The 25,685-nt window shown below is 61.1% G+C and carries 24 protein-coding genes; 15 read left to right on the forward strand and 9 right to left on the reverse strand.

Annotation, left to right across the window (positions count from 1 at the left end):
* Positions 1 to 8: 8 nt before the first annotated feature.
* Positions 9 to 1,094 (reverse strand): 3-isopropylmalate dehydrogenase, encoded by a 1,086-nt coding sequence (gene leuB / locus KW824_RS09270; RefSeq protein WP_182786320.1) that lies wholly within the window; start codon positions 1,092 to 1,094, stop codon positions 9 to 11.
* A gap of 264 nt (positions 1,095 to 1,358) precedes the next feature.
* Positions 1,359 to 2,921: a 2-isopropylmalate synthase gene (gene leuA, locus KW824_RS09275; RefSeq protein ID WP_171272549.1), complete on the reverse strand. Its 1,563-nt coding sequence runs from the start codon at positions 2,919 to 2,921 to the stop codon at positions 1,359 to 1,361.
* Between the two features lie 406 nt (positions 2,922 to 3,327).
* On the opposite strand from leuA, the gene KW824_RS09280 reads away from it, so the two are divergent.
* From KW824_RS09280 to ilvN, 6 genes are all read left to right on the forward strand, one after another.
* Entirely contained in the window at positions 3,328 to 3,951 is a 624-nt protein-coding gene (locus KW824_RS09280) for a TetR/AcrR family transcriptional regulator (protein ID WP_005323843.1), read from the forward strand.
* Between the two features lie 139 nt (positions 3,952 to 4,090).
* Positions 4,091 to 4,594 (forward strand): phosphatase PAP2 family protein, encoded by a 504-nt coding sequence (locus tag KW824_RS09285; protein WP_182786318.1) that lies wholly within the window; start codon positions 4,091 to 4,093, stop codon positions 4,592 to 4,594.
* Positions 4,591 to 5,700: an MJ1255/VC2487 family glycosyltransferase gene (locus KW824_RS09290; RefSeq protein ID WP_182786316.1), complete on the forward strand. Its 1,110-nt coding sequence runs from the start codon at positions 4,591 to 4,593 to the stop codon at positions 5,698 to 5,700. The genes KW824_RS09285 and KW824_RS09290 overlap by 4 nt, the downstream gene beginning before the upstream one ends.
* Positions 5,701 to 5,735: 35 nt before the next feature.
* Positions 5,736 to 5,888 (forward strand): hypothetical protein, encoded by a 153-nt coding sequence (locus KW824_RS09295; RefSeq protein ID WP_005323837.1) that lies wholly within the window; start codon positions 5,736 to 5,738, stop codon positions 5,886 to 5,888.
* A gap of 389 nt (positions 5,889 to 6,277) precedes the next feature.
* Positions 6,278 to 7,996: an acetolactate synthase 3 large subunit gene (locus KW824_RS09300; protein WP_182786314.1), complete on the forward strand. Its 1,719-nt coding sequence runs from the start codon at positions 6,278 to 6,280 to the stop codon at positions 7,994 to 7,996.
* Positions 7,996 to 8,490 carry an acetolactate synthase small subunit gene (gene ilvN / locus KW824_RS09305; protein ID WP_025328160.1) on the forward strand — a complete coding sequence of 165 codons (495 nt, stop codon included), beginning with the start codon at positions 7,996 to 7,998 and terminating at the stop codon, positions 8,488 to 8,490. Before KW824_RS09300 ends, ilvN begins: the two co-directional genes overlap by 1 nt.
* A gap of 398 nt (positions 8,491 to 8,888) precedes the next feature.
* Here the strand turns inward: ilvN and pta are convergent, their stop codons facing one another.
* Positions 8,889 to 11,042: a phosphate acetyltransferase gene (gene pta, locus KW824_RS09310; protein ID WP_025328159.1), complete on the reverse strand. Its 2,154-nt coding sequence runs from the start codon at positions 11,040 to 11,042 to the stop codon at positions 8,889 to 8,891.
* Positions 11,043 to 11,111: 69 nt separating this feature from the next.
* Positions 11,112 to 12,314, reverse strand: a complete 1,203-nt coding sequence (locus tag KW824_RS09315) for an acetate kinase (RefSeq protein WP_005323830.1) — start codon at positions 12,312 to 12,314, stop codon at positions 11,112 to 11,114.
* Positions 12,315 to 12,616: 302 nt separating this feature from the next.
* Here KW824_RS09315 and yfbV point away from each other — a divergent pair, with 302 nt between their 5' ends.
* Complete coding sequence (gene yfbV / locus KW824_RS09320; protein ID WP_025328157.1) at positions 12,617 to 13,057, forward strand: terminus macrodomain insulation protein YfbV; 441 nt, start codon at positions 12,617 to 12,619, stop codon at positions 13,055 to 13,057.
* 45 nt (positions 13,058 to 13,102) lie between these two features.
* Here the strand turns inward: yfbV and KW824_RS09325 are convergent, their stop codons facing one another.
* The 3 genes from KW824_RS09325 to KW824_RS09335 form a co-directional block, all read right to left on the reverse strand.
* A complete protein-coding gene (locus KW824_RS09325; protein WP_005323826.1) occupies positions 13,103 to 13,603 on the reverse strand; it encodes a YfbU family protein in 501 nt (166 codons plus the stop codon).
* A 219-nt stretch (positions 13,604 to 13,822) separates the two neighbouring features.
* The gene (gene bcp, locus KW824_RS09330; RefSeq protein ID WP_182786312.1) at positions 13,823 to 14,287 is read right to left on the reverse strand and encodes a thioredoxin-dependent thiol peroxidase; all 465 of its coding nucleotides are present in this window, start codon (positions 14,285 to 14,287) and stop codon (positions 13,823 to 13,825) included.
* Positions 14,288 to 14,310: 23 nt separating this feature from the next.
* Entirely contained in the window at positions 14,311 to 14,844 is a 534-nt protein-coding gene (locus KW824_RS09335) for a glycine cleavage system protein R (RefSeq protein WP_025328154.1), read from the reverse strand.
* 199 nt (positions 14,845 to 15,043) lie between these two features.
* On the opposite strand from KW824_RS09335, the gene dapA reads away from it, so the two are divergent.
* The 3 genes from dapA (at position 15,044) to KW824_RS09350 (ending at position 18,321) form a co-directional block, all read left to right on the forward strand.
* Positions 15,044 to 15,931 carry a 4-hydroxy-tetrahydrodipicolinate synthase gene (dapA, locus tag KW824_RS09340; RefSeq protein ID WP_218409633.1) on the forward strand — a complete coding sequence of 296 codons (888 nt, stop codon included), beginning with the start codon at positions 15,044 to 15,046 and terminating at the stop codon, positions 15,929 to 15,931.
* A complete protein-coding gene (gene bamC / locus KW824_RS09345) occupies positions 15,924 to 17,048 on the forward strand; it encodes an outer membrane protein assembly factor BamC (RefSeq protein ID WP_218409634.1) in 1,125 nt (374 codons plus the stop codon). The genes dapA and bamC overlap by 8 nt, the downstream gene beginning before the upstream one ends.
* Before the next feature lie 169 nt (positions 17,049 to 17,217).
* Positions 17,218 to 18,321: a phosphoribosylaminoimidazolesuccinocarboxamide synthase gene (locus tag KW824_RS09350; protein WP_218409635.1), complete on the forward strand. Its 1,104-nt coding sequence runs from the start codon at positions 17,218 to 17,220 to the stop codon at positions 18,319 to 18,321.
* 128 nt (positions 18,322 to 18,449) lie between these two features.
* On the opposite strand, the gene KW824_RS09355 is transcribed toward KW824_RS09350, so the two are convergent.
* Positions 18,450 to 19,052 (reverse strand): short chain dehydrogenase, encoded by a 603-nt coding sequence (locus KW824_RS09355; RefSeq protein WP_218409636.1) that lies wholly within the window; start codon positions 19,050 to 19,052, stop codon positions 18,450 to 18,452.
* Between the two features lie 98 nt (positions 19,053 to 19,150).
* Here KW824_RS09355 and KW824_RS09360 point away from each other — a divergent pair, with 98 nt between their 5' ends.
* The 4 genes from KW824_RS09360 (at position 19,151) to KW824_RS09375 (ending at position 22,082) form a co-directional block, all read left to right on the forward strand.
* Entirely contained in the window at positions 19,151 to 20,050 is a 900-nt protein-coding gene (locus KW824_RS09360; protein ID WP_171272544.1) for a LysR family transcriptional regulator, read from the forward strand.
* Between the two features lie 77 nt (positions 20,051 to 20,127).
* On the forward strand, positions 20,128 to 20,751 hold the full coding sequence (locus KW824_RS09365) for a DUF2057 domain-containing protein (RefSeq protein WP_218409637.1): 624 nt from the start codon (positions 20,128 to 20,130) through the stop codon (positions 20,749 to 20,751).
* 70 nt (positions 20,752 to 20,821) lie between these two features.
* Positions 20,822 to 21,268 (forward strand): HIT domain-containing protein, encoded by a 447-nt coding sequence (locus KW824_RS09370; RefSeq protein ID WP_041206363.1) that lies wholly within the window; start codon positions 20,822 to 20,824, stop codon positions 21,266 to 21,268.
* A gap of 118 nt (positions 21,269 to 21,386) precedes the next feature.
* Complete coding sequence (locus KW824_RS09375) at positions 21,387 to 22,082, forward strand: DUF3334 family protein (RefSeq protein WP_005323808.1); 696 nt, start codon at positions 21,387 to 21,389, stop codon at positions 22,080 to 22,082.
* 68 nt (positions 22,083 to 22,150) lie between these two features.
* Here the strand turns inward: KW824_RS09375 and KW824_RS09380 are convergent, their stop codons facing one another.
* Entirely contained in the window at positions 22,151 to 23,149 is a 999-nt protein-coding gene (locus KW824_RS09380) for a DUF2860 family protein (protein WP_218409638.1), read from the reverse strand.
* A 201-nt stretch (positions 23,150 to 23,350) separates the two neighbouring features.
* Between KW824_RS09380 and arcB the strand changes: the two genes are divergently transcribed.
* A complete protein-coding gene (gene arcB / locus KW824_RS09385) occupies positions 23,351 to 25,663 on the forward strand; it encodes an aerobic respiration two-component sensor histidine kinase ArcB (RefSeq protein WP_005323804.1) in 2,313 nt (770 codons plus the stop codon).
* Positions 25,664 to 25,685: the final 22 nt, after the last annotated feature.

Consider the following 25,685-nt stretch of genomic DNA (forward strand, 5'->3'; position numbering starts at 1 on the left):
TGCGTGGCTCAGATCCGTGCGGCTATCTGGCTGCCCATCTCGGCGGTGCTCTGTACCGGGTGCTGTGCGTTACCCTGATGCAGGTCGGCGGTGAAGTAACCCTCGGCCAGAGCCTGGGCCACGGCCTGCTCTATGGCCTGGGCCGCCTCTTCCTGCTTGAGGCTGTAACGCAGCATCAGGGCGGCGGAGAGAATCTGGGCTATGGGGTTCGCAATGCCCTTGCCGGCGATGTCGGGGGCCGAGCCACCGGCCGGCTCGAACAGGCCGAAGCCGGATTCGTTCAGGCTGGCGGAGGGGAGCAGCCCCATGGATCCGGTGATCATGGCGCACTCGTCGGAGAGGATGTCACCGAACAGGTTGGAGCAGAGCAGCACGTCGAACTGGGACGGATCCTTGATGAGCTGCATGGTGGCGTTGTCGATGTACATATGGTTCAGGGCCACGTCCGGATAGGACTTGGCGACCTCGCTGACCACCTCGCGCCACAGGATGGAGGAGGCGAGTACGTTGGCCTTGTCGATGGAGGTGACCCTGGACTTGCGCACTCGGGCCGATTCGAACGCTATCCTGGCGATGCGCTCGATCTCGAAGCGGTGATACACCTCGGTATCGAATGCCTTCTCCATGGCGCCTTCCCCTTCGCGCCCCTTGGGCTGGCCGAAGTAGATGCCACCGGTCAGCTCCCGCACGCAGGCGATGTCAAAACCGCGATCCGAGATGTCGGCACGCAGGGGGGAGAACTGCTCCAGGCCGGTGTAGATACGGGCCGGGCGCAGGTTGCAGAACAGCTTGAAGTGGGCACGCAGGGGCAGCAGGGCGCCGCGCTCCGGCTGATCGTTCGGTGGCAGGTGCTCCCACTTGGGGCCGCCGACCGAGCCGAACAGCACGGCATCGGCCGCTTCGCAGCCCGCTATGGTGCTTTGGGGCAGCGGGGTGCCGTGGTTGTCGATGGCGATGCCACCGACGTCGTGGCGATCATAGTCGAGGGAGAAGCCGAATTTGGCCTGTACCTTTTCCAGTACCTTGATGGCCTCGGCCATCACTTCCGGGCCAATGCCGTCCCCCGGCAATACTGCGATCCGATAACTGCTCATACTCTCTCCGTCCTGATGTTGTCTTGAGTTCCATCTGCCCAGTGACCCGATACTGCGAGCCTATACCTGTTCAGACTGTCTCCGTCCTGATGTTGTGATTGAATTCCGTCCTTTCAGCGAGCCGATCGCTGCTCAGACGGTTTCCGATTTGGTGTTGTTTTTATGTCCCATCTGCTCAGTGAGCCGATCACTCACTGTTCAGACGGTTTCCGATTTGGTGTTGTTTTTATGTCCCATCTGCTCAGTGAACCTATCACTAACTGCTCAGACGGTTTCCGATTTGATGTTGTTATTGCGTTCCATCTGCTCGGCGACCTGATCGGCACGCCAGATGCTGTTGATGACATGGACCAGGGCCTGGGCCGAGGATTCTATGATGTCGGTGGCCAGCCCCATGCCATGGAATTTGCGGCCCTTGTATTCGGCGACGATGTCGACCTGGCCGAGGGCATTCTTGCCTTCCCCCTTGCCCTTGAGCTCGTACTTGTCGATGCGGATCTCGTAGCCGGTGATGCGGTTGATGCACTGGTAGACCGCATCCACAGGACCGTTGCCGGTGGCCGCTTCGCAGATCAGATCCTGACCCACCTTGAGCTTGACCGAGGCGGTGGCCAGCACAGAGCTGCCGCTCTGCACCCCGAGGTACTCCAGCTTGAAGTGTTCGGGCTCCTCGTGGATTTGGCTGAAGAAGGCCAGCGCCTCGAGATCGTAATCGAACACCTGCCCCTTCTTGTCGGCCAGGACCAGGAACTTGCCGTAGAGGTGGTCGAGATCGTAGCTGCTCTCGGCGTAGCCCATGCTCTCCATGCGGTGCTTGATCACGTGGCGGCCGGAGCGGGAGGTCATGTTGAGGTTGTTCTGGGTGAGGCCGATGCTCTCGGGGGTGATGATTTCGTAGGTGTTCTTGGCCTTGAGCACGCCGTCCTGATGGATGCCTGAGCTGTGGGAGAAGGCGTTGGCCCCAACGATGGCCTTGTTCGGCTGCACCGGCATGTTGCACAGCTGACTGACGAGCGTGCTGGTGCGGTGGATCTCGTTGTGGCGGATGTTGGTGTGCACCCCGAGCAGGTCGGCGCGGGTTTTCAGGATCATCGCCACCTCTTCCAGGGAGCAGTTGCCCGCCCGCTCGCCGATGCCGTTGATGGTGCACTCTATCTGACGCGCCCCCATCTGTACGGCACCGATGGAGTTGGCCACCGAGAGGCCCAGATCGTCGTGGCAGTGCACCGAGATGATGGCCTGGTCTATGTTCGGCACCCGGTTGAACAGGGTCTGGATGATGCCGGAGAATTCGGTCGGCACCGTGTAGCCCACGGTATCCGGGATGTTGATGGTGCGAGCCCCCGCCTTGATGGCGGCCTCCACCATGCGGCAGAGATTATCAATCGGTGTGCGGCCCGCATCCTCGCAGGAGAACTCCACGTCGTCTGTGTAGCGCAGGGCGTGCTTGATGGCACCGACCCCCATCTCCAGCACGTCTTCGAAGCTCTTTTTCAGCTTGCTTTCGACGTGGATGGAGGAGGTGGAGATAAAGGTGTGGATGCGGAAGGCGTCGGCGACCCGCAAGGCTTCGCCGGCGGCATCGATGTCTTTGGGCAGGGCGCGGGCCAGGGCGCAGACACGGCTGTTCTTGATGTGGCGGGCTATGGTCTGCACCGATTGAAAATCACCAGGGGAGGAGACAGGGAAGCCCACTTCCATGATGTCGACACCGAGTCGTTCCAGCGCCTGGGCAATCTGCAGCTTCTCCTTGACCGTCAAGCTGGCCGACAGCGCCTGCTCGCCATCACGCAAGGTGGTATCGAATATGATGACTCGATCTGACATGTGACTTCCCTCTTCCTAAGTTCGGTGCGTGCATCCTGCATTGGCATAAAAAAACCCGTGCGGGGTGCACGGGTTTTTGTAAATTCCGGCTATGCCTTAGCCCGGCTACAAGGATCCCGCGCGAGAAGTCGCGATTAGGGGGAGCAGTAGTAGCGGAGCGGCAATATGCATGATGACTCAATCCTTCCAGTCGATAACGCTACTACCAATATCGAGATTTTTATGCTGTGTCAACTCGAAAGGACAGGTTCAATTCACTGTGTTATTTAATCGGATTGTAAAGGAGTGCAAATTTCCTTGTCCCATATTCGGTTCATGCCTGATTATCTGGTCGTTCCTGCTGTACTCGATCACCCGCACAATCAGATCGACTTATCAGCCCTTGCTGAATTATCTGAGGTATTCCATGGAAAAACGCAGACCTGGCCGTCCGGTCGGACGTTCCGACATTCGTGACAAGCTGCTCGCCGCCGCACGCGAACGTTTTCTCAACACCCCCTACAGCAAGGTGACGACCCGCGAGATCGCCGAGCTGGCCGGCTCCAATCTGGCGATGATCCACTACTACTTCGGCAGCAAAGAGGGCCTCTACAAGGCGGTGCTGGGGGATGTGGCCGAGCCGCTGGATCAGGCCTGGCATGACGAGAGCAGCAACCGCAGCCTGACCGATCTGCTCAATACCTACTATCAGGTGATGGCGCCTAACAGCGAACTGACTTCCGCCATCTCCAGCGCATTATCAACCGAGAAGAGTCCGGGGCGGGATTTTGTGTTGAATCGTCTGCTGGAGCGTCAACTGCCCCAGTTCGATGCCCTGCTCGAATCCATGCGCTCCAATGGCCAGCTGGGCGACAACCTGGATCCCGAGATGCTGAAGATCTCCTTCCTCAGCATGATGTGGCAGCCCTTCGTGATGAAGGATCTCTACGAGCAGGTGTTCGGCCTGACGGTGGACGAGAGCTTCATGAGCCGGCTGGCGGCCCACAACTGCCAGTTGATGGAGAACGGCCTGCGCGGTTCCCTGAACTGAGTCTTCCCGGGTAAAAACTGAAAAAAGGGCCGCATGGCCCTTTTTGCATGGCTCATTTCACAAATCTGTTATCTCTCCTTCAACCAAGTGTCACTCCGCCGCCCTAGTCTGCAGGCAAGACTCAAGAGCAGGAGGCGTGATGAACAAGATCCAGCAATGGGACCTGCGGGTGTGCCGCGTCTGTCTGCTTCATCCCTACAACCGGTCGCAGGCCAGGATCAGCCGGCTCGTCTCCCGCACCGGTGACGGTCCCCTCTACGCCGTGTTGGCCGCCCTGCTCTGGTGGCAGGGGGAGGCGCAGCGGGAAGTGGTGCAAGTCGCCCTGCTGGCCTTTGCCGCCGAGCTGCCGCTCTATCTGCTGCTCAAGAATGCCCTGAGACGTCAGCGCCCCGTGGGCTTGCCGGTCTTCATCACCCCCTCCGATCGCTACAGCCTGCCCTCCGGCCATACCGCCGCCGCCTTCCTGATGGCCACCGTGCTGGCGGCAAGTTTTCCGCTCTGGGCGCCGCTGCTGTTTCTCTGGGCCATCCTGGTCGGGGCGTCGCGCCTGCTGCTCGGGGTGCACTATCTGAGCGATCTGGTGGCCGGCGCCCTGCTCGGGGGCGGCTGCGCCCTCTGGGCCCTTAACTGGAGCCAGGGATGAGGATACTGTTCGGGGTACAGGGGACCGGCAACGGTCATATCAGCCGCAGCAGGACTCTGGCGCGCGCCCTGAAGGCCAGGGGGATAGAGGTCGACTACCTGTTCAGCGGGCGCGCCGTCGACGGCTACTTCGAGATGGGGGAGTTCGGGGACTACCGCACCTTTCCCGGCATCAGTTTCGTCAGCCATCAGGGCTGCATCTCGGGCTGGCGTACCCTCAAGGGGCTCTCTCCCCTGCGTTTCTGGCAGGACATGCGAGCGCTGGATTGCCGGGATTACGATCTGGTGATCAGCGATTTTGAGCCACTCAGTGCCCATGCAGCCCGGCGCTGGCAAAAAACCAGTCTGACCATCAGCCATCAGGCCAGCTTCGACTGGCCCATTCCGCGCTGGGGGGAGAGTGGTTTCAACCGCCAGCTGATGCGCCACTTCGCCCCGGTGAGCCGCTCTCTGGGGTTGCACTGGTTCCATTTCGGTCAGCCGCTGCTGCCCCCCATCATAGATCCCATGACCCCGGTCCCGGACAACCAGCAGATCCTGGTCTATCTGCCATTCGAGCAGACAGAGCAGATAGCTGCGCTGTTGTCGCGCTTCAGCCAGCAGCGATTCGTCTGCTTTCACCCCGGTCTTCGCAAGGCCAGTCAATGGCGCAACATCCGCTTCGAGCCGGCGGCCCGTGAGGGCTTCAAGCTGGCGCTGGCCGGTTGCCGGGGTGTCATCAGCAATGCGGGGTTTGAACTGGCCTCGGAGGCGCTGTCGCTGGGCAAGAAGCTCTTGGTCAAGCCTCTGGGCGGTCAGTTCGAGCAGCTGACCAACGGCAGGACCCTGGAGCTGATGGGGCTGGCCCAGTTGATGGAGACGCTGGATGTCAATGCGGTGAGAGCCTGGCTGGAGGCGCCGGCACCCGGCAGAGTGCATTACCCCGATGTGGCGGGTGCGCTGGCCGACTGGCTGCTGGCCGGTACCGAGGAAGATATTGAGTCTCTCTCCCGCCGCCTGTGGGCCAGAACCCTCTTTCCGGAGGAGGTGTGCGATCGCCTTAGCGAGTTGGCGGGCAACCCGGCATTGTCCCGTCCCTGGTTATCGCAACTCAGCGCCTTTGACTAGACTGAATTGATCCCACCAAGGAGAGGACGGACACCATGCGCTTTACCAATGAAAACGGCGACACCATGACCCTGGCAGACAATCTCACCCTGCATGAGCTGCTCGACATGGGGGTCAGCATCTCGGTCTGTGAAGAGACGGATCCGGATCAGCAGATCTGGCTGGCGGAGCCGGAAGACGAGCACTAAAACGTTATGGTTTTGACGGCCCGCCCCCTGGGGGCGGGCCATTTATTTCCATCTCTGCCCTGATTGGCAGCATGATCCGCTAGTTTCCCCCCCATACTCCCCGCTTTGTTTCCGGTCTGGTGACCAAGTCACTGAATGTTAATAGCTGTTTGAAATTTATGACTGTTCTGGTCAGACAAAGCCGTGGACAAGCGTTCACAAGCGGGTTAAGTTGGTTTTTCACCCGCTTTTCGGGTGAATGATGGAAAAAACCTATTTTTCTACTATCGACGGCTCCGAACTCGCCTGGTCTGGATGCAGACAACAACAAGAGACGGATCGGCGCTGCCGGGAAGCAGCGGACTGTCGGTAGCTTTCGCTTAACGGAGCAAAGCCTGGAGGGCTTTATCATGGAGATGTTATCAGGCGCCCAGATGGTGGTTAGAGCGCTGGAAGATCAGGGAGTGGAACACGTTTTCGGCTACCCTGGTGGCTCAGTGCTCGACATCTATGACGCTCTCTTCGAAAACGGCAAGATGGAGCATGTCCTGGTGCGGCACGAGCAGGCCGCGGTGCACATGGCGGACGGTTACGCCCGCTCCACCGGCAAGGTGGGCACTGTGCTGGTGACCTCGGGTCCCGGTGCCACCAACTGCATCACCGGTATCGCCACCGCCTACATGGACTCGATCCCTCTGGTGATCCTGTCCGGTCAGGTGCCGACCAGCATGATAGGGGAGGACGCGTTCCAGGAGACCGACATGATCGGCATCTCCCGCCCTGTAGTGAAGCACAGCTTCCTGTGCAAGAAGGCCAGCGAGATTCCAGAGGCCATCAAGAAGGCCTACTACATTGCCGCCAGTGGCCGCCCGGGGCCCGTGGTGGTGGACTTGCCCAAGGACGTGCAGAACCCGAAAGAGAAATTCCCCTACCAGTATCCCGAGTCCGTTTCCCTGCGCTCCTACAATCCGACCAAGGCCGGACACAAGGGGCAAATCAAGCGGGCTGCCAAGCTGCTGACCGAGGCGAGCCGCCCTGTCATGTACGTGGGCGGTGGCGCCATCAACGCCAATGCGGATCATCTGGTGACCAAGCTGGCGGAGCTGCTGAACCTGCCGGTGACCACCACCCTCATGGGGCTGGGGGCCTTCAGCGGCACCCATCCGCAATTCATCGGCATGCTGGGGATGCACGGCACCTTCGAAGCGAACAAAACCATGCACAACGCGGATCTCATCTTCGCCGTGGGTGCCCGCTTCGATGACCGCGTCACCAACAACGTGAGCAAGTTCTGCCCCAACGCCACCATAGTCCACATCGACATAGACCCCACCTCCATCTCCAAGACGGTACAGGCCCATGTGCCCATCGTCGGCTCGGTGGAAACCGTGCTGGAACAGATGCTGGAAGTGATCCGCGAGTGCGGCTTCGACAACGACAAGCAGGCGCTGGCGGACTGGTGGAGCCAGATCGATCAGTGGCGCTCCCGCAACTGCCTGGCCTACGAGACCCACCCCACCCTGATCAAGCCGCAGCAGGTCATAGAGGCGCTCTACAAGGTGACCAAGGGAGAGGCCTTCGTCGCCTCCGATGTGGGTCAGCACCAGATGTTTGCCGCCCTCTACTACCCGTTCGCCAAGCCGCGCCAGTGGATCAACTCCGGTGGCCTCGGCACCATGGGCTTCGGTATTCCGGCCGCCATGGGGGCCCAGTTTGCCAACCCCGATGCCGTGGTCTGCTGCGTCACCGGTGACGGCTCGGTGCAGATGAACATCCAGGAGCTCTCCACCTGCATGCAGTACGGGGTGCCCATCAAGATCATCTCCATCAACAACCGTGCGCTGGGCATGGTCAAGCAGTGGCAGAAGATGTTTTACGGCGGCCGTCACAGCCACTCCTACATGGAATCCCTGCCGGACTTCGTCAAGCTGGCGGAAGCCTATGGCCACGTCGGCATCGCGGTGAGCGATCCGGCCGAGCTGGAGAGTGCCATGGAGAAGGCGTTCGCCATGAAGGATCGGCTGGTGTTCATGGACATCTCGGTTGACCCGGATGAACACGTTTATCCGATGCAGATAAAGTTCGGTGCCATGGACGAGATGTGGCTGAGCAAGACGGAGAGGACCTGATGAGACATATAATTTCCGTTCTGCTGGAGAACGAATCCGGCGCCCTGAGCCGTGTGGTGGGCCTCTTCTCCCAGCGCGGCTACAACATCGAGACCCTGACGGTGGCCCCCACCGAGGATCCCACCCTGTCGCGCATGACCATCGTCACCATGGGTGACGAGCGGGTGCTGGAGCAGATCCAGAAGCAGCTGCACAAGCTGGTGGACGTGCTCAAGGTGTGCGATTTGAGCGAAGGGGAGCACATCGAGCGGGAGATCGCCCTGGTCAAGGCACGTGCCGCCGGTGGTGCCCGCGACGAGCTGAAACGGCTGGCGGATATCTTCCGTGGCCAGATTGTGGACGTCACCCCCGAGCAGTACACAGTGCAGCTGGTGGGCACCAGCGAGAAGCTGGACGCCTTCATCAAGACTGCCGCCCAAACCAACGAGATCATCGAAGTGGTGCGCTCTGGTGTCTGCGGCATCTCCCGTGCGGACAAGTCCCTGCGTCCCTGATATCAGGGGCTGGTAATCTATCCAACAGGGGCTCTTCGGAGCCCCTTTCTCATGGTCGCTCTAGGGGGGGAAGTGCTGACTGGAACTGTCATTTTCTTTCAAATGATCGGTAAACTATCCACAAAAGCTGTGGAAAACTCTGTAGATTAGCGGTGTGTCTGGCGTTAGTTTGCTGATCTTAAAGGGATATTCTGATTTGATCCTGACTGGATCGCAATTGTGCAATCCCCCTGCGCGGGTGTGAGTGTTTGCTTATCGCCAGCGCCTTGCCAGATGAGCCCCAGCGTCAGATCGGGGGATCTGCCTAGGATCCTGATTTGATCTTGTGGATCAACATCTCGCCGCCATAAAAAAACCCGCCGGAAGGCGGGTTTTTCACAGGGTCAGCGAGGGCGATATTACTCGGCTTGGGCTGCCTGGATACCGGTCAGGGCGATGGTGTAGACGATGTCGTCTACCAGGGCGCCACGGGACAGGTCGTTGACCGGCTTGCGCATGCCTTGCAGCATGGGGCCGATGGAGACCAGCTCGGCGGAGCGCTGTACCGCCTTGTAGGTGGTGTTGCCGGTGTTGAGGTCCGGGAACACGAACACGGTGGCTTTACCCGCGACCGGTGAGTTCGGTGCCTTGGACTTGGCCACGTTCTCCATGATGGCCGCGTCGTACTGCAGCGGGCCGTCGATGATGAGGTCGGGGCGCTTGGCCTTGGCCAGTTCGGTCGCTTCACGCACCTTCTCCACATCCGCACCGGCGCCAGAGGTACCGGTGGAGTAGGAGATCATGGCGACGCGCGGCTCGATGCCGAAGGCGGCAGCGGAGTCGGCGGACTGGATGGCGATCTCGGCCAGCTGTTCAGCGCTCGGATCCGGGTTGATGGCGCAGTCACCGTACACCAGTACCTGATCAGGCAGCAGCATGAAGAAGATGGAGGAGATGAGGGACGAACCCGGGGCAGTCTTGATGATCTGCATCGGCGGACGAATGGTGTTGGCGGTGGTGTGCACGGCGCCGGAAACCAGACCGTCCACTTCGCCACGCTCCAGCATCATGGTGCCCAGCACCACGTTGTCTTCCAGCTGTTCGCGGGCGACCACTTCGGTCATGCCCTTGTTCTTGCGCAGCTCGACCAGACGCGGCACATAGCGCTCGCGTACTTCCAGCGGGTCGATGATCTCGACGCGATCGGTCAGTACCACACCCTGCTGTTCGGCGACGCGACGGATCTCTTCCGGGTTGCCCAGCAGCACCGGACGGGCGATGCCACGTTCGGCACAGATGGCGGCAGCCTTGATGGTGCGCGGCTCTTCCCCTTCCGGCAGCACGACGCGCTTGTTGGCCTGACGGGCCAGCTCGGTCAGCTGATAGCGGAACGCCGGCGGGCTCAGGCGACGGGAGCGGGTGGACTTGGCAGAGAGAGACTCGATCCAGTGCTTGTCGATGTGGCCAGCCACATAGTCCTGCACCAGCTCGATACGCTCGCGGTCATCTTCCGGGATGTCGACGTTGAAGTTCTGCAGGCTGACGGCGGTCTGCCAGGTGTTGGTGCCAGTGATCATGATCGGCAGGCCGGTAGCCATGGCCTGTTGGCACAGGGCGATGACTTGCGGCTCAGGGTGGTAGTTGCCGGTCAGCAGCAGGGCACCCAGCTTGACGCCGTTCATGGCGGACAGACAGGCGGAGACGATGACGTCGGAGCGGTCGCCTGAGGTGACCAGCAGGCTACCCGGACGGAAGTGCTCGATCATGTTGTGGATGGAGCGGGCACAGAAGGTCACGGTCTGCAGGCGACGGCTGTCCAGCTCACCCTTGTGCAGGATCTTGGCGGCCAGATGCTTGGCAAGATCCTTGGCGCGCGGGGCGATCAGCTGGGTGTTCCAGGGGATGCAGCCGAGGATGCGCAGCGGGCTCTTGCCGAACACCTGCAGCACTTCCAGGTTGTGGGCGGTGTCGGAGGTGTGGTGATGGGCCTCGAACATCTCGGTCAGATCGGGGCGGGTCACGCCGTGCTCGTCAACCGGTGCACCCACCTTGTTGATGACGCAGCCCACGATGCGCGGGTTGCTGACGCCACCGAAGTTGGAGCAGGCCAGCTCGATGCGCTCTTTGAGCTTCTGGCTGGAGTCGTTGCCCGGATGGGTCACGAACACCATGTCGGCGTCCAGCGCCTTGGCGACGTCGTAGTTCAGCTTGTTGGCAAAGGGCTGCTTGTCGGTCGGTACCAGGCCTTCGATCACCACCACTTCGGCACCGCTGGTCTTCACGTGCTCTTCGAAGCGAGCCACTATCTCTTCCAGCAGGATGTCGGTGTTGCTGGAGGTGATCATGTTCTCGGCGTAGGAGAGGGCGAACGGCTCGGGTGGGTTGATGTTGGCGGCGGCGCGGATCACGGCGGTGGAGCGCTCGGTACCGGTTTCACCCGGGCGCGGCTGGGCGACCGGTTTGAAGAAGCTGACATTGACACCGTGACGTTCCATGGCGCGAACGACGCCAAGACTCACGGAAGTTACGCCGACACCAGTGCCGACCGGGATGAGCATAATAGTGCGTGCCACTTATTACCCCTTGTTCATTTTTGGGATCAGGAAAAGGCCGCCCTGGGGCGGCCTTGCTCTACAGCTAATTTATGCGCCGACCAGTTCCAGCGCGTCGTGGGCGATGACCCACTCTTCGTTGGTCGGGATAACCAGGGCCTTGGTGGAGCCAGCCTTGGTGATCTCGCCACCCTTGCCGAAGCGTGCCTTCAGGTTGGCGTCGTGGTCGACGTCGAAGCCCAGCAGGCCCAGCTTGCCCAGGGTGATCTCGCGGATCGGGGCGGAGTTCTCGCCGATGCCGCCGGTGAAGACCACGGCATCCAGACGACCGTCCATGGCGGCGGCGTAGGCGCCGATGTACTTGGCCAGACGGTAGCAGTACACGTCCATGGCGCGCTTGGCTTCTTCCTTGCTGTCGTAGTTGTCTTCAACGAAACGGCAGTCGGAGGTGACTTCGGTCAGACCCAGCAGGCCGGATTCCTTGGTCAGCATGGTGTTGATCTCGGCGACGCTCATGCCCAGCTTGTCGTGCAGGAAGAAGATGATGGCCGGATCCAGATCACCGGAACGGGTACCCATCACCAGGCCTTCCAGCGGGGTCAGGCCCATGGAGGTATCGACGGATTTGCCGTTCTTGATGGCGCAGACGGAGCCGCCGTTGCCCAGGTGGCAGTTGATGATGTTGAGCTCTTCCACCGGCTTGTTCAGCTGCTTGGCGGCTTCCAGGCTGATGTAGTAGTGGCTGGTGCCGTGGGCGCCGTAGCGACGGATGCCGTTCTCTTTGTAGAGTTTGTACGGCAGGGCGTACAGGAAGGCTTCTTCCGGCATGGTCTGGTGGAAGGCGGTGTCGAACACGGCGACGTTCTTCTCGGCCAGCTCAGGGAAGACCTTCAGCGCGGCACGGATACCGATCAGGTGAGCGGGGTTGTGCAGCGGAGCATAAGGAATGGCGGCTTCGATACCGGCGATCACGTCATTGCAGATCCGCACGGAAGAAGTGAATTGCTCGCCGCCGTGTACCACGCGGTGGCCGATGGCGATCAGGTTCTTGGACAGTTCCGGGTTGAGCGGCAGGATCTTGTGGACGATGAAGTCCAGCGCTTCCTGGTGAGCGGCACCGGCACCCAGATCGGCGCTACCCTTTTCGCCGTTGAGCTTCCACTTGATGCGGGCGTCGTCGAGGTTGAAGCACTCGGCCAGGCCGGACAGCAGATCATCACCGGTGGTTGCGTCAATGACAGCAAACTTCAGGGACGAGCTGCCACAGTTAAGAACAAGAACCAGCTTACTCATGAATAAATCCTATCGCAGATTGGGTTGGGTTGGAGGATGCGCCGGACGCGGTGCGTCCAAAAACTATCAACTTATCCTTATGAGGGTTGGCAATCTGTTGCTTGCCCCTTGTATAGTGATACAAGACCCGGAATTCTGACGTCCCTGACAGGCCAGCAGCAAACCACTGGCGTAAAAATTGGGCGTACAAAGGATAACCTGATTGTTGAAAAATAACAAAGTCATCCTCAACCTTTGTTATTGCCTCTCAAATATTGTCGAGGTTTTGCCGTTAATACGTTCAAAAAGAGCTCGGAGGTAGTATGAGCATGAACATTTTTGGAACTAAATTACAGCAAGGCCGTCATTATATGACTCTTTGGCCGCGCCGTCCCGAGCTTAATTCCATGTTCCCGGAGAATCGGGTGATCAAGGCCACCGAGTTCGCCCTCAGGGTCATCCCGGCACTCGCCGTGCTCAGCGTCATGCTGCAGTTCCAGTTCGGCGAGCTGCACTACTGGCCCTCCGTGATGGCCTCCGTGCTCTTCCTGCTCAGCCTGCCGTTGCAAGGCTATTACTGGCTCGGCCAGCGTGCCGATACCCGGCTCCCTCCCTCCCTTGCCAATTGGTACAGGGAGATCAACGGCAAGATGAACGAGCAGGGCGGTCATCGTCAGCTGGTGGCCCGCCCCCGTTACGAGGAGCTGGCCGATACCCTCAACGCCGCCTTCAAGCAGCTGGACAAATCCTTCCTCTACGAATAACCCCGGCAGGGGAGCAAAAGGCGCCCTCAGGCGCCTTTTTCATATTCAGGCGGCCAGTACCTTGCTGATCTCCTGAATGGAGAGCTTGTACTGACGGGGGCACTGACGCCAGGCCGCCAGCATGCGCTGGTACTTGTCGCGCATGGCGATGTCGCTGGAGAGCTCGTCGCAGGGGCAGGGTAGCTCGGGGAAGCGCTTGTCCACCTCCAGCAGGAAGCAGACATAATCCGCCAGTTCCCGCTCCTGGCTGCGGCTGTAGCCGTTGAAGGCCAGGCGACTCTCGTTCACCTCGGCCCGGGTACCAGCGTCGAGGTTGCCCCAGGAGATGGCCAGCGCATGATGTAGCTCCAGGGTGTCCAGCACCTCCTGGCAGGTGGCGAGATCCAGGTGGCCGAAGCTCTTCTCCAGCTCGAGGATCTGCAGGCAGTAGCCACGCTCGACTATGGTGCTGGCCCGCTGGTAAAACGCCGCCTTCTCCGGATTGAGTTTGGCCAGGATCTCGTACTGGTTGCTCAGGATCAGGCGTTCGGTATGGCTCATGTTCATGGGCTGTCTCGCTGGAAAATGAATCTGGGGTCACGTTAACCCATATCCAGGATAAATTTTTTGATCTGATAGGGGAGGTTGGCGAGAAAAACGGGAAGGAGGGCGCAATAGGGGCGCTGCATTTGGCAGGACATCCCCGGCTCTTGCGTGGCAGAGTTGGGTGCAAACGACCAGGGCCTGCATCTGCAGGCCCTGTTGTCGTGTCTGAACTGGCGGGGCTCAGCCCCTGACGAGATCGAGCACTACCTGATGGTGATCGCTGGTCTTGAACTTGTCGAAGCGATGGGCCACCTTGCCCTCCTCATCGATGAGGAAGCTCAGCCGATGGATGCCGTCATACTCCTTGCCCATGAACTTCTTCGGGCCCCAGACGCCAAAGGCATCGGCCACGGCGTGATCCTCATCGGCCAGCAGCCGGAAGTTCAGGCTATCGCGTTCCTCGAACTTCTTCAGGCGCTTGGCCGGATCCGGGCTGATACCGAGCACCACCACGTTGAGGGCGGCCAGCTCTGCATTGACGTCGCGCAGGCCGCAGGCCTGGGTGGTGCAGCCCGGGGTCATCGCCTTGGGATAGAAATAGATGAGCACCTTCTTGCCCCGCAGGGAGGACAGACTGACCTGCTGACCATCCTGATCGGGGAGGGAAAAATCGGGGGCCTGAGTACCAACTTGTAGTGGTTGCATGGGGTCTCCTCGGATAAACGCCGTCAGGCGTATTTGTGATTGACGATGAACTCGAATGACTCGGCACCCAGTTCACGACAGAAATCGGCGAAGGCCGTCTTCGAGTCCGCCGCCTCGCCCTGCTTGGCCTGATTGAGCTGGAAATTGGCCTTGAGCAGGTTGAAGGGTTGCTGCTCGAGCGTGACGGTCTGCATGGCCTGGATATCCCAGCCGTGATCGCTGAAGAACTGGGTGCACTGGCTTACGATGCCCGGCTGATCCCGGATCAGCACCTCGGCGCTGGCGCTGATGTCGTATTGCAGGGAGTGGTGGCGCTCGGTGCGCTTCATCATGGTGATGAGATCCCACTCCTGGCTGCGCAGGGGGAGGCTTATCTCAAGCTGCATCAAGCTGTTCCAGTCACCGGACAACAGCATGATGAAAGTGAATTCGTTACCGAAGATGCCAAGACGGCTGTCGACAATGTTGCAACCGCAGCCACTGACGTGACGGGTAACCTCATTGACGATGCCAGGCCTGTCCGTGCCGATGGCCGTTACGACCAGGTAGTGAGTCATAAATCGTCTCTCGTCCATTTATTGCGAATGCGGTGAAAGCGAGCGCTTGGCGGGCATGACGCCCTGCTCCGGGCTCTCTCCTGCCCTCGTGCATCCATACGTTTTGTGGCGGATGGTAACACGGCTTGTCCCTTGCCTCCCTTGTTTTTCAAAAGGGGCAGCTTTACCATTACGCCCCTGAAAATCGGGAGAAATATCCATGTTACGCGGTAGTATTGTTGCGCTCGTTACCCCCATGCTGGCCTCGGGTGACATCGATTGGACCAGTCTGGCGGCCCTGGTGGAGTATCATGTCGGCGCCGGTACCAGTGCCATAGTCGCGGTGGGCACCACGGGAGAGTCGGTCACCCTGAGCGAGCAGGAACATATCGCCGTCGTGGAAAAAGCCGTCGAATTCGCCGCTGGCCGCATTCCGGTCATCGCGGGCTGCGGCTCCAACAGCACAGCCCATGCCATCGCCCTCTCCAGGCGTTTCGCCCAAGCCGGCGTGGTGGCGGGTCTCTCGGTGACCCCTTATTACAACAAACCCACCCAGGAAGGTCTCTATCGTCACTATTGTGCGATCGCCGAGGCTAGTGGTCTGCCTCAAATTCTCTATAATGTGCCCGGTCGCACCTGCTGCGATCTCAAACCGGAGACCGTGGCTCGTCTGGCCAAGGTTCCCGGCATCATCGGTTTGAAGGAGGCGACGGGGGATTTGAGCCGCACCCCGCTGCTGCGCGAGTTGTGCGGGCCGGATTTCGCGCTTTATAGTGGCGATGATGCCAGCGGATGTGATTTTATGCTGCAAGGGGGCGATGGCGTCATTTCGGTCACCACCAATATTGCGGCGCCCCAGATGGCCGACATGTGTCGTGCTGCGCTGGCCGGTGATGCCGGGCAGGCTCATGACATCAACAATCGATTGATGCCGTTGCATCAGACTCTGTTCTGCGAACCGAGTCCCATTCCGGTCAAGTGGGCCTGTGCCCGACTGGGATTGATGGCGACGGCGACCTTGCGCCTGCCGCTGACCGACCTCACCCCCGAGGGGGAACAGGCGATGGCGCGAGCACTGACGACTGCGGAGTTGATGGCGAGTGTTTAAAGCAAATGGAAAGGGAAATGCAGTGCGCCTGGTGCTGAGTGTCGCGACTGTTGCCGTGTTGGCAGCCTGTAGCTCACCCCAGGATCGCAAGATGGCCAACCGTGGCTTCGAGTATGAAGAGAGCCGCCTCGAAGGTCGCGCCTTCCTCGTGCCCTCCGGGTTGAGTACCCCCGCCTTTAACAGTAATTTCGACATCCCGGCCCTGCCGGAGAGCAGCCGCGAAGGTGCCATCGGTGCCAAGGTGGACGTGCGTCCGCCAGCCCAGCTGCTGACGGTGGTCCCTGGCAGTCAGGTGGTGGCCAAGGCCAGCGAACCGACCCTGGCCTTCTATGCCCTGAGCACCAGCCAGAGCGTGGAGCGCGATACCTGGGCCTTCCTGATGAACTTCCTGGCCCAGCACAAGGTCACCACAGAGAAGCTGGAGCAGCAGGCCGGCGTGTTGCAGACCGGCTGGTTTGACAACTCCGCCGCCCTCGATGGCTGGGCGGAGGAGGACGACGACTTCCGTATCCGTCAACGCTACCAGTTCACCCTTAGCAACGATGTGCAGCGTCACGCCGTCAACATGTCGGTACGGGTGCTGGAGCATGAAGAGACCATCGACGGCGAGACCAGCACAGTGCTGACCCCGGCCGATGCCCAGCGCTATGCGACCCGGGCACTGAACCAGTTCTCCCTCTACTACGACAAGCAGCTCAAGGCCCGCGAACAGCACAAGTCCAACGATGGCATGGGTCTGGAGCTGGGTCTGGACAACAACGAGCTGAGCGCCTGGATTGCCGATGGTTCCTTCGAGCAGGTCTGGCGCCGCCTCAACCAGGTGTTGCCGGCCTACGGTTTCACCATCAAGGATACCCAGCAGTCCCTGGGCTGGATCGACGTCGAGTATGACGAGCCCGATGCAGAGTTCTGGCAGGCCAAGGGGGCCGAGCCGTTCAAGCTGGAGGAAGACAAGTATCGCTTCCAGCTGGGCGAGATGGCCGGAGGCAAGACCTCCATCACCCTGTTCGACAAGGACAAGAAGCCGGTTGCATCCGGCGTCATCTCCCAGATGTATATCAGCCTGTCCGAGGCGTTTGCCAAAGGCGTGGCCGATCAGGCTGCGAAAGCAGAATAGAAACAGGGGCCTGGTGCCCCTGTTTTGTTATGTGGAGTTTGCGCAGAGGCCCTCTTGGGAGCCTGCCCCGGCAGAGAGGCCTGGCGCTGCTTCGCTTGAATGAATCCCTCGTAGACAGGAGCCTGATGCGCCTGTCTTGTCAGTCCCACAACAGGAAGTGTTATTAGCCATGAGTCTTGCAGATCAAGTATTGGCGGTGAATGACGATTTGCCGATCCGTACCGATAAACCTGTCCATTCCGGCAAAGTGCGCAGCGTCTACTGGTTGACCCCCGCAGACAGTGCCCGGCTCATAAGAGAGAAAGGCTATGATGTGCCGGCCGATACACCGCTCGCCCTCATGGTGATCAGCGACCGCATCTCGGCCTTCGACTGCATCTGGCAGGGTGTGGATGGCTTGAACGGCGTGCCGGGCAAGGGCGCTGCACTCAATGCCATCTCCAGCCACTGGTTCAAGCTGTTCAAGGAGAAGGGGTTGGCGGACAGCCACATCCTGGACATACCGCACCCCTTCGTCTGGATAGTGCAAAAGGCCCGCCCGGTGATGATCGAAGCCATCGCCCGCCAGTACATCACCGGCTCCATGTGGCGTGCCTACAAGGACGGCGAGCGGGAGTTCTGCGGCATCACGTTGCCGGAGGGGCTGAAGAAGGATCAGAAGCTGCCCGAGATCCTCATCACCCCCTCCACCAAGGGCGTGCTGAAGGGGCTGGATGGCGTGCCGGAAGCGGACGACGTCAACGTCTCCCGTGCCGACATAGCGCGCCACCATCAGGCCTTCGGTTTCCGCTCCCCGGCGGACATCGACCGCTACGAGACGCTGCTCAAGGATGGTTTCAACGTCATCAGCGAGGCCCTGGCCGCGCTCGATCAGATCTTCGTCGACACCAAGTTCGAGTTTGGCTATGTCCAGGATGCCGCCAGCAACGAGAAGCTCATCTACATGGATGAAGTGGGTACCCCCGATAGTTCCCGTATCTGGGACGGCGCGGCCCTGCGTCAGGGCGAGATCGTCGAGAAGTCCAAAGAGGGCTTCCGCCAGTGGCTGCTGAATCACTTCCCGGATCCGGACATCCTGCTCAACAAGAACCGCATGCCGGAACGCTTCGCCCTGGCCCGGGACAACAAGCTGCCCACCGAGGTGATGATGGACATCTCCCACACCTACGTCGGGATCGCCGAGAAGGTCATTGGTCACAAGCTGGTGCGCAGTGCCAATCCCAAGCAGGAGATCATCGAGGTACTGCGGGAGCAGTACGGGCTGATCGACTGAGGCTGACCGCCTTTTTTTGCCACCGGCGCACAAACGTTTGCCGGCGGTGAAGGCAGCAAGCCGGCAAACAGACGGGCCCCATGACGGGGCCCGTTTTTATTGGCATCTGGCAGTGAGAGAGGGAGGCCTCAGCCATTGACCCGGAAGATCTGGCCGGTCTGCACTCCCAGCACCGACTTCCTGTAGGCCTGCGCCACCCGGGCGGCGGGCACAGGCACGAAGCCCGGGAAGAAGTCGGCGTACTTGTCCATGGACTCCTCCAGCACGGTGGGGCTCACCACGTTGATGCGCAGGCCCCTCGGCAGTTCGCAGGCGGCCCCCTTCACGAAGTGCTCTATGGCGCCGTTGATGGTGGTCGCGCTCACCCCCCAGTTGATGGGCTCCTCGCTCAGTATGCCGCTGATGAGGGTGATGGAGCCGTTGTCATTCAGATGGGGAATGGCGGCCCGGGTCAGGTTGATCTGGCCCATCAGTTTGCTCTGGAGCCCCAGTTGCCACTGCTCGTCCGTCATCTCGGTCAGAGCGTTGAAGGCCACGCTGCCGCTGGCGACCACCAGAGCATCGAACCGGCCGATGCCCGCAAACAGGGCGGCGATGGAGGCACCATCCGTCATATCGACAGTGGCATCCCCCCGGCTGTGGCCAACCCTGATCACCTGGTGGTCTCTGGCAAGCAACTCGCTGACGGCGGAACCTATGGTGCCGGAGGCACCCACAATCACAATCTTCATCTCTATCGCTCCTGGTTGGGATGTGTTGATGATAGCTGGATGAAAAGGGAGAAAAAGCGCTTAAGATAAACCCATTGTTTCCATATTGGAGCTAATGGATGGAGATCGCCCATCTGAGCAGTTTCTACGAGGTGGTGCAGCGGGGCAGTTTCTCCGCCGCTGCCGATGCATTGGGGGTGAGCAAAGGGATGCTGAGCCGCCACGTCAGCGCTCTGGAGTCCGCTCTCAATGCGCAACTGTTGCAGCGCACGACCCGCAGACTCAGCCTGACCGAGGCGGGCAGAACCCTCCATGTGCAAGCGGGGCAGATCTTTGCCCTTGCCCGTCAGGCGGAGCAGGACATCCAGGCTCTGACCGAGGAGGACAGTGGTCGCCTGCGCTTCACCTGCCCGGTCAGCACGGGGGATGCCATGGTGAGCGAGCTGCTGGCGCGCTTCGCCGTGCTCTGCCCCGGGGTCGAGGTGGAGCTCAACTTCACCAACGCCATGATCGACATGAGTCAGGGGGAGAATGACATCGCCCTGCGCGCCATGGATCAGGTGCCGGACAACCTGGTGGCGCTGCCCCTTGGGCAGTTGAAAGACGTGGTGGTGGCGAGCCCAACCCTGCTGGCACGGGAGGGGCTCCCCGCCACCCCCTATGAGCTGGGAGGGCGCTCCTGCCTGCGCCAGGGGCACAACCCGGCCTGGGAGCAGTGGCATTTTCGCAAGGCAGGGGAGGAGGCCCACATCCTGGTGCAGGGCAAGGTGCGGGCCAACCACTACAGCACAGTGCTGCAGCTGGCACGGGCGGGCATGGGGTTTGCCAAGTGCCCGCTGATGCTGGTGGAGACGAGTCTGGCCAGGGGCGAGCTGGTGGCCGTGCTGACGGACTGGCAGACCGGCCTGCACCCACTGCATGTGCTCCATGCCCAGCAGCGCCGGGTGCCGCGCAAGATACGGCTGTTCAAGCAGGTGCTGGCTCAGTGGTTTGCCGAGCGGCCCCACTACCTGCTCTGAGAGGCTGGCTCGCGTTATTTTTCTGTCATCTTTGGCTGCTAGCCTGCGCCCATCATAGCGAGCAGAGAGAGACGGGAATGAAGGGTCATCAGGGTTGGGTTGGGGTCATGTTGTTGTGTGCTGGCGCGGTGCAGGCCGAGGTCAGGGTCGAGGTCCCCGGGGATTTCCAGATCCTGGCGGTGAGCGACGGCAAGGTGCAGGACGAGCGGCATGGGGTGTTGGCCGACGGGGCGCAGCAGTTGCTGGTGCGCTATGAGGGGGTGATCCCGAGTCGCAACAGCAGCGACAACGATCGCCAGATCCGCTCCGAGCCCCAGGTGATCCGCTATGAGGCCAGCGGCCAGTCGGTGCGCCTGCAGGCCGCGGTGCCCACCGACGAGAAAGGCATGGAGCGCTACGCCAAGGCGCCGGTCGTGAGCCTGCTGGTGGGGGACAAGCCCCTGAAGGTGCAGCAGGAGGCCCTGGTGGTCAACGGCATGCAGATCGGCATGGACTGGCACGCCAGGCTGATGGAGTACAACCGCGGCACGGGCAAGGCGGTGCTGGCGACCGGCGCCGTGGCGACCACGGCCGCGGCGACGGCGGCCCAGGCCCCTTCAGTACCTGCCAGCGAACTGGAGGGGCAGTTGCAGCAACTCTTCCTGCGGGCGGATCCCGATCTTCGCAAGCGCTTCATCGGTTGGGCCGTGCCCCGGCTTTAAGTTTGCCCCCCGTTGCAGTAACGTGGGTACACTCATCTCCTGACGTGCCCATGTTGACCAGCGAGGCCCCATGTTTGCATTGCACCCCCGCCTGCAGGCGGATACCCAGATACTCGGGGATCTCCCCCTTTGCCGCGTGCTGCTGGCCAAAGACAGCCAGTATCCCTGGCTCATCCTGGTGCCCAGGGTCGCCGACCTGCGTGAAATCCACCACCTAGCCCCCGCGCAGCAGCAACAGCTGATGCAGGAGTCCTGCGCCGTTGCCACCCTGATGGAAGAGGCGCTCAATCCGGACAAGATCAACGTGGCGGCGCTCGGCAACCTGGTGCCCCAGTTGCACCTGCATCATGTCGCCCGCTTCAGCTCGGATGCCGCCTGGCCCGGTCCCATCTGGGGAGCACATCCCACCATCCCCTATCAGACACAAGATTTGCGACAGCAGGCCGATAACTGGCGAGCCCGGTTGGCCACCCTGGGTGGATTCCAGCCGTTTCTGACTGACAATACGGTCAAGTGAGAGGCGGCTCGCGGTTTCAACACCGGGATCACGCAATCTGTTAGCGTATCGGACGCGCGCGTGATGACATGGGCGGTGAGACAGACAAGCCTATTTTTTCGATCAGCAGGAAGGTTCCATGATAGTGACAAGATCCGAGGATGATGCCGTATTGACCACAGAGGACGTGCTGCTGAGCCTGTGCAATTCGGTGACGAGCGTATTGAGTGCGGCGACCCAGACCCAGGTGCGCTTCTCCGGCATGGTGCAACGGATCAGCAAGACCTGCCTCAAGCCGGACATCGGCTGCTTCGTGCTGTTTGACGGGGGCTTCTCCGGGCTGGTGGTGATCAACTTCTCCGCCGCTGCCGCCATGGAGCTCTACGAGCGTTACATGCTCAGCATGGGGCTCTCCAAGGAGGATCTCGCCATCTCCCATACCTCGGATGAGGTGAGCAACGTCATGGGCGAGCTGATGAACCAGATCGTCGGCAGCTTCACCACCAAGGTGGGACGCGAGTTGCAGACCCACATCACCCAGAACCAGCCCAAGATGCTGGCCCTCAACAAGCAGGTGATGCTGAGCGTCGACACCAACCTCGACAACCCCGAGACCCGCAGGGTCACCTTCTTCACCGCCAGCAACAACATCTTCTATCTGGAGCTGGCCATGGACAGGACCGAGTTTATCCGGATTCACGATGGTGGGGTGCAGGAGGAGGTCGATCCGGACGAGCTGATCGCCCAGGCCAAGCTGGCGGCGACCAAGCCGGCCCAGGCGGTCGCCCCGGCGAGCAACGAGCACGATGATCTGCTGGACTCCCTCGGCATCTAAGGCAGTCAGAAAGCGAAAAAAACGAGGCCACCCCTGGGGTGGCCTCGCTGTTTTCGACAGGGTTTGGCTTAGAAGTTGTAGAGCAAGCCGGTGCTGAAGCGGGTGGCCTGGGTATCGTAGAAGTCGATGTCGGAGTCGGCGCCTGAGTAAGCGGCGGTGAAGGTCGCGGCCAGGGCCTTGACCCCGAACAGGTTGTGCCAGAAGAAGGTGCCGTTGATGGCGAACTCGTCTGCATCGGCACGCTGGCCGAACAGGGGATTCGCCTCGTCATACTTGCGCTTGCCGGCATAGAGGTTGCTGACAATGGACCATTGCGGGCCCCGCTTGGCGTAAGTCAGCTGCAACCCTGTGTTGTCGAAGCTCTCGGCACTGCCGTCGAGCCTGGCCTGCTTGTAGAGGATCGCTGGCTCCAGCAACTGATTGCCGCCGAAGTGGAACTGGTAGGAGAGCGCCATGTCGTGCACCTTGCCGTTGCGATTCAGCATGGCGGCATACTGGGTGCCGTGGGTCTGGTCATACTGCTGACCGCTGCGCTCCTCGTCCAGATCCACTTCCCGGGTGGTGAGGGTGCCGTAGAAGTGGCTGCCCCAGATCTTGTCCCAGGCAAAGCGCACGCCCTTCGACTTCACGTCGGTCGAGCTGCGATCTACCTTGGTGGCGAAGGGATCGCTCCACAGCTCCACCGGCATGGCGCTGAACACCAGGGAGGTGGCCACTATGCCCTTGTCGCCCATCTCCTGGCGCAGGCCCAGCTGCTGGGTGAAGTCGAAGCGCACCGCATCCTGAATCAGGTTGCCGAGGAACACCTGGGTGCGGGTGTCGGCGAAGGTGTAGCGGATGTCGGCGTTGATGAGCGGCGTCAGGCCGCTCTCGCTGTCGGGAGAGCCGAGGTCGTTGATACGACTGTGGTTGTCATCGCCGGCGTAGAAGTTGGACTCGTAGCTGACGACGTTGACCCCGCCGAGCAGGAAACCGGACCAGCCGGACTCTCTGGGGATCTCGCCAAGATCGGCGTGGGCGGCATTGGCGGCTAGCAGACCAAGACTCAACAGGACATGATTGCGCATGGGGTGTGCTCCTGACACAAGGGATGACAAGGGTGGCAGTGCGGCTCGGGATCCTTTGCTGAACCGGAGCTGACTGACTCAGGCGGGAATGCTACCCCAGTCGGAGTGTGACGTTAATCAATAATTTAAGGTGCAACGGGCAAGAGTTCAGGGCGCCGTACTGGTATTCTGTTTGCGCAATAACGGGGAGAAAACAACGAGATGAAGCAAATCAAATCCTGGGCGCAATATTATGTCGACCTGATGACCAAGCTGGGACTGGTGCGCTTCAGCATGTTCCTGGCGACCGCGATCATAGTGCTGGCGGTCTCCATCCAGATGGGGGTGACCCTGTTTCTGCGCGGTACCGTGGACATCGTCGACCTGGTGCGCTCTGTCTTCTTCGGCCTGCTGGTGACCCCCTGGGCCGTCTATTTCCTCTCCATCGTGGTAGATCAGCTGGAGGACTCCCGCCAGCGGCTGACCCGCATGGTGCGCAAGCTGCAGGACATGCGCGAGCGCGATCTCGAGCTCAACAGCCAGCTGCAGGAGAACATCAGCCGCCTCAATGCCCAGATAGCCGAGACCAACCGGGCCGAGACCCTGCGCCAGCAAGCCATAGAAGATCTGGAGAACGAGGTGTTCCAGCGGGAGAAGGCCCAGTTGCACCTGGGGGAGCGCACCGCCCTGTTGCGCTCCTTCATCGACTGCTCTCCGGACCTGGTCTACTACCGCAACGAGGACGAGCAGTTCTCCGGCTGCAACCGCGCCATGGAGGAGCTGACCGGCAAGGTGGAGGCTGAGCTCATCGGGCTGACGCCGTTCGACGTCTACAAGCACGACATCGCCAGCAAGGTGGTGGAGACGGACAAGCAGGTCTTCGCCAGCAACGAGCCCCTCACTTACGAGCAGTGGCTGGAGTACCCCGATGGCCGCAAGGCCTACTTCGAGCTGCGCAAGGTGCCCTTCTTCGACAGGTTCGGCAAGCGGCTCGGCCTGCTCGGCTTTGGCCGCGACATCACAGAGCGCAAGCAGTATCAGGACAAGCTGGAGAAGGCGAGCCGGGACAAGACCACCTTCATCTCCACCATCAGCCACGAGCTGCGCACGCCGCTCAACGGCATCGTCGGCCTGAGCCGCATGCTGATGGACACGCCGCTCGATGCCAAGCGGCAGCAGCAGCTCAAGACCATCCACCTGAGCGCGGTGACGCTCGGCAACATCTTCAATGACATCATCGATCTCGACAAACTTGACCGCCGCCGCCTCGAGATAGCACCTGCCCCCATGGACCTGCCCGCCTTCCTCGACGAGCTGGAGATGCTGTCGCGCATCCAGGCGGAGCAGAAGGGGCTCTACCTGCACTTCGATCGGGACGGCGACATGCCGCAGTTCGTGATGGCTGACGGCACCCGGCTGCGCCAGGTGTTGTGGAACCTGGTGGGCAATGCGGTCAAATTCACCGACGAGGGTGGCGTGACGGTGCGTTGCCTCGCCCACGCTGCCGATGAACCGGGCAAGCTGGCGCTGCACTTCGAGGTGGAAGACACCGGGGTCGGCATCCCGCGGGCCCAGCAGGAGAAGATCTTCGCCATGTACTATCAGGTGCAGGGCAAGAAGCACGCCACCGGCACCGGCATAGGGCTGGCCGTCTCCCGTCAGCTGGTGCAGGCCATGGGCGGCCAACTCTACGTGGACAGTGACCCGGGTGAGGGTTCCTGCTTCACTGCCGAGCTGGAGGTGGATTGTGTCGAGCCGCAGGTGACCCCGCAGGAGCCCGAGATGCCCTCCCTGGATATCCTGCTGGTGGAGGATGTGGAGCTGAACGTCACCGTCGCCTGCGCCCTGCTCAACAAGCTGGGTCATCAGGTGCAGGTGGCGCGGGACGGTACCCAGGCGCTGGCCATGGCCAACCCGGATGACTTCGACCTCATCCTGCTGGACATCCAGCTGCCGGACATGACCGGCTTCGACGTGGCGGCCCAGTTGCTGGCGCGTTATGGCGACAGCCTGCCCCCCATGGTGGCGCTCACCGCCAACGCCACCGGCGATCGCCAGTACTACCGGGATCACGGCATGCAGGATGTGATCAACAAGCCGCTCGGCTCCAAGGCCGTGCGGGAGGTGATAGGTCATCTGTTTGCGGATCTCGCCGACGACGAGGCCTTTGATCAGGCGGACGCGGGCAACCAGGATGCGCTGCTGGATCTGCCCTTCCTCACCGATTACGCCAGTACGGTCGGCAAGCCGGTGCTGCTCTCCAGCGTGGATCTGTTCGAGAAGATGATGCCGGACTACATGGCGGTGCTCGATTCCAACATGATTGCCAGGGATCAGGCCGGCGTGGTGGAGGAGGCGCACAAGATAAAAGGGGCGGCGGGCTCCATCGGCCTGCGCCGCCTGCAGCAGACAGCCCAGCTTATCCAGAGCCCGGATCACCCCGCCTGGTGGGAGAACGTGGAGGACTGGATTGAGACGCTGCGCCGTGAATACCCCGGCGATATCGCCCGCTTGCGGCGCTGGTTGTTGTCGTGAACCTGACGGACGTCGCTGGCAA

The organism is Aeromonas sp. sif0611 (assembly GCF_019218845.1).
GTDB classification, from domain to species: domain Bacteria; phylum Pseudomonadota; class Gammaproteobacteria; order Enterobacterales; family Aeromonadaceae; genus Aeromonas; species Aeromonas media.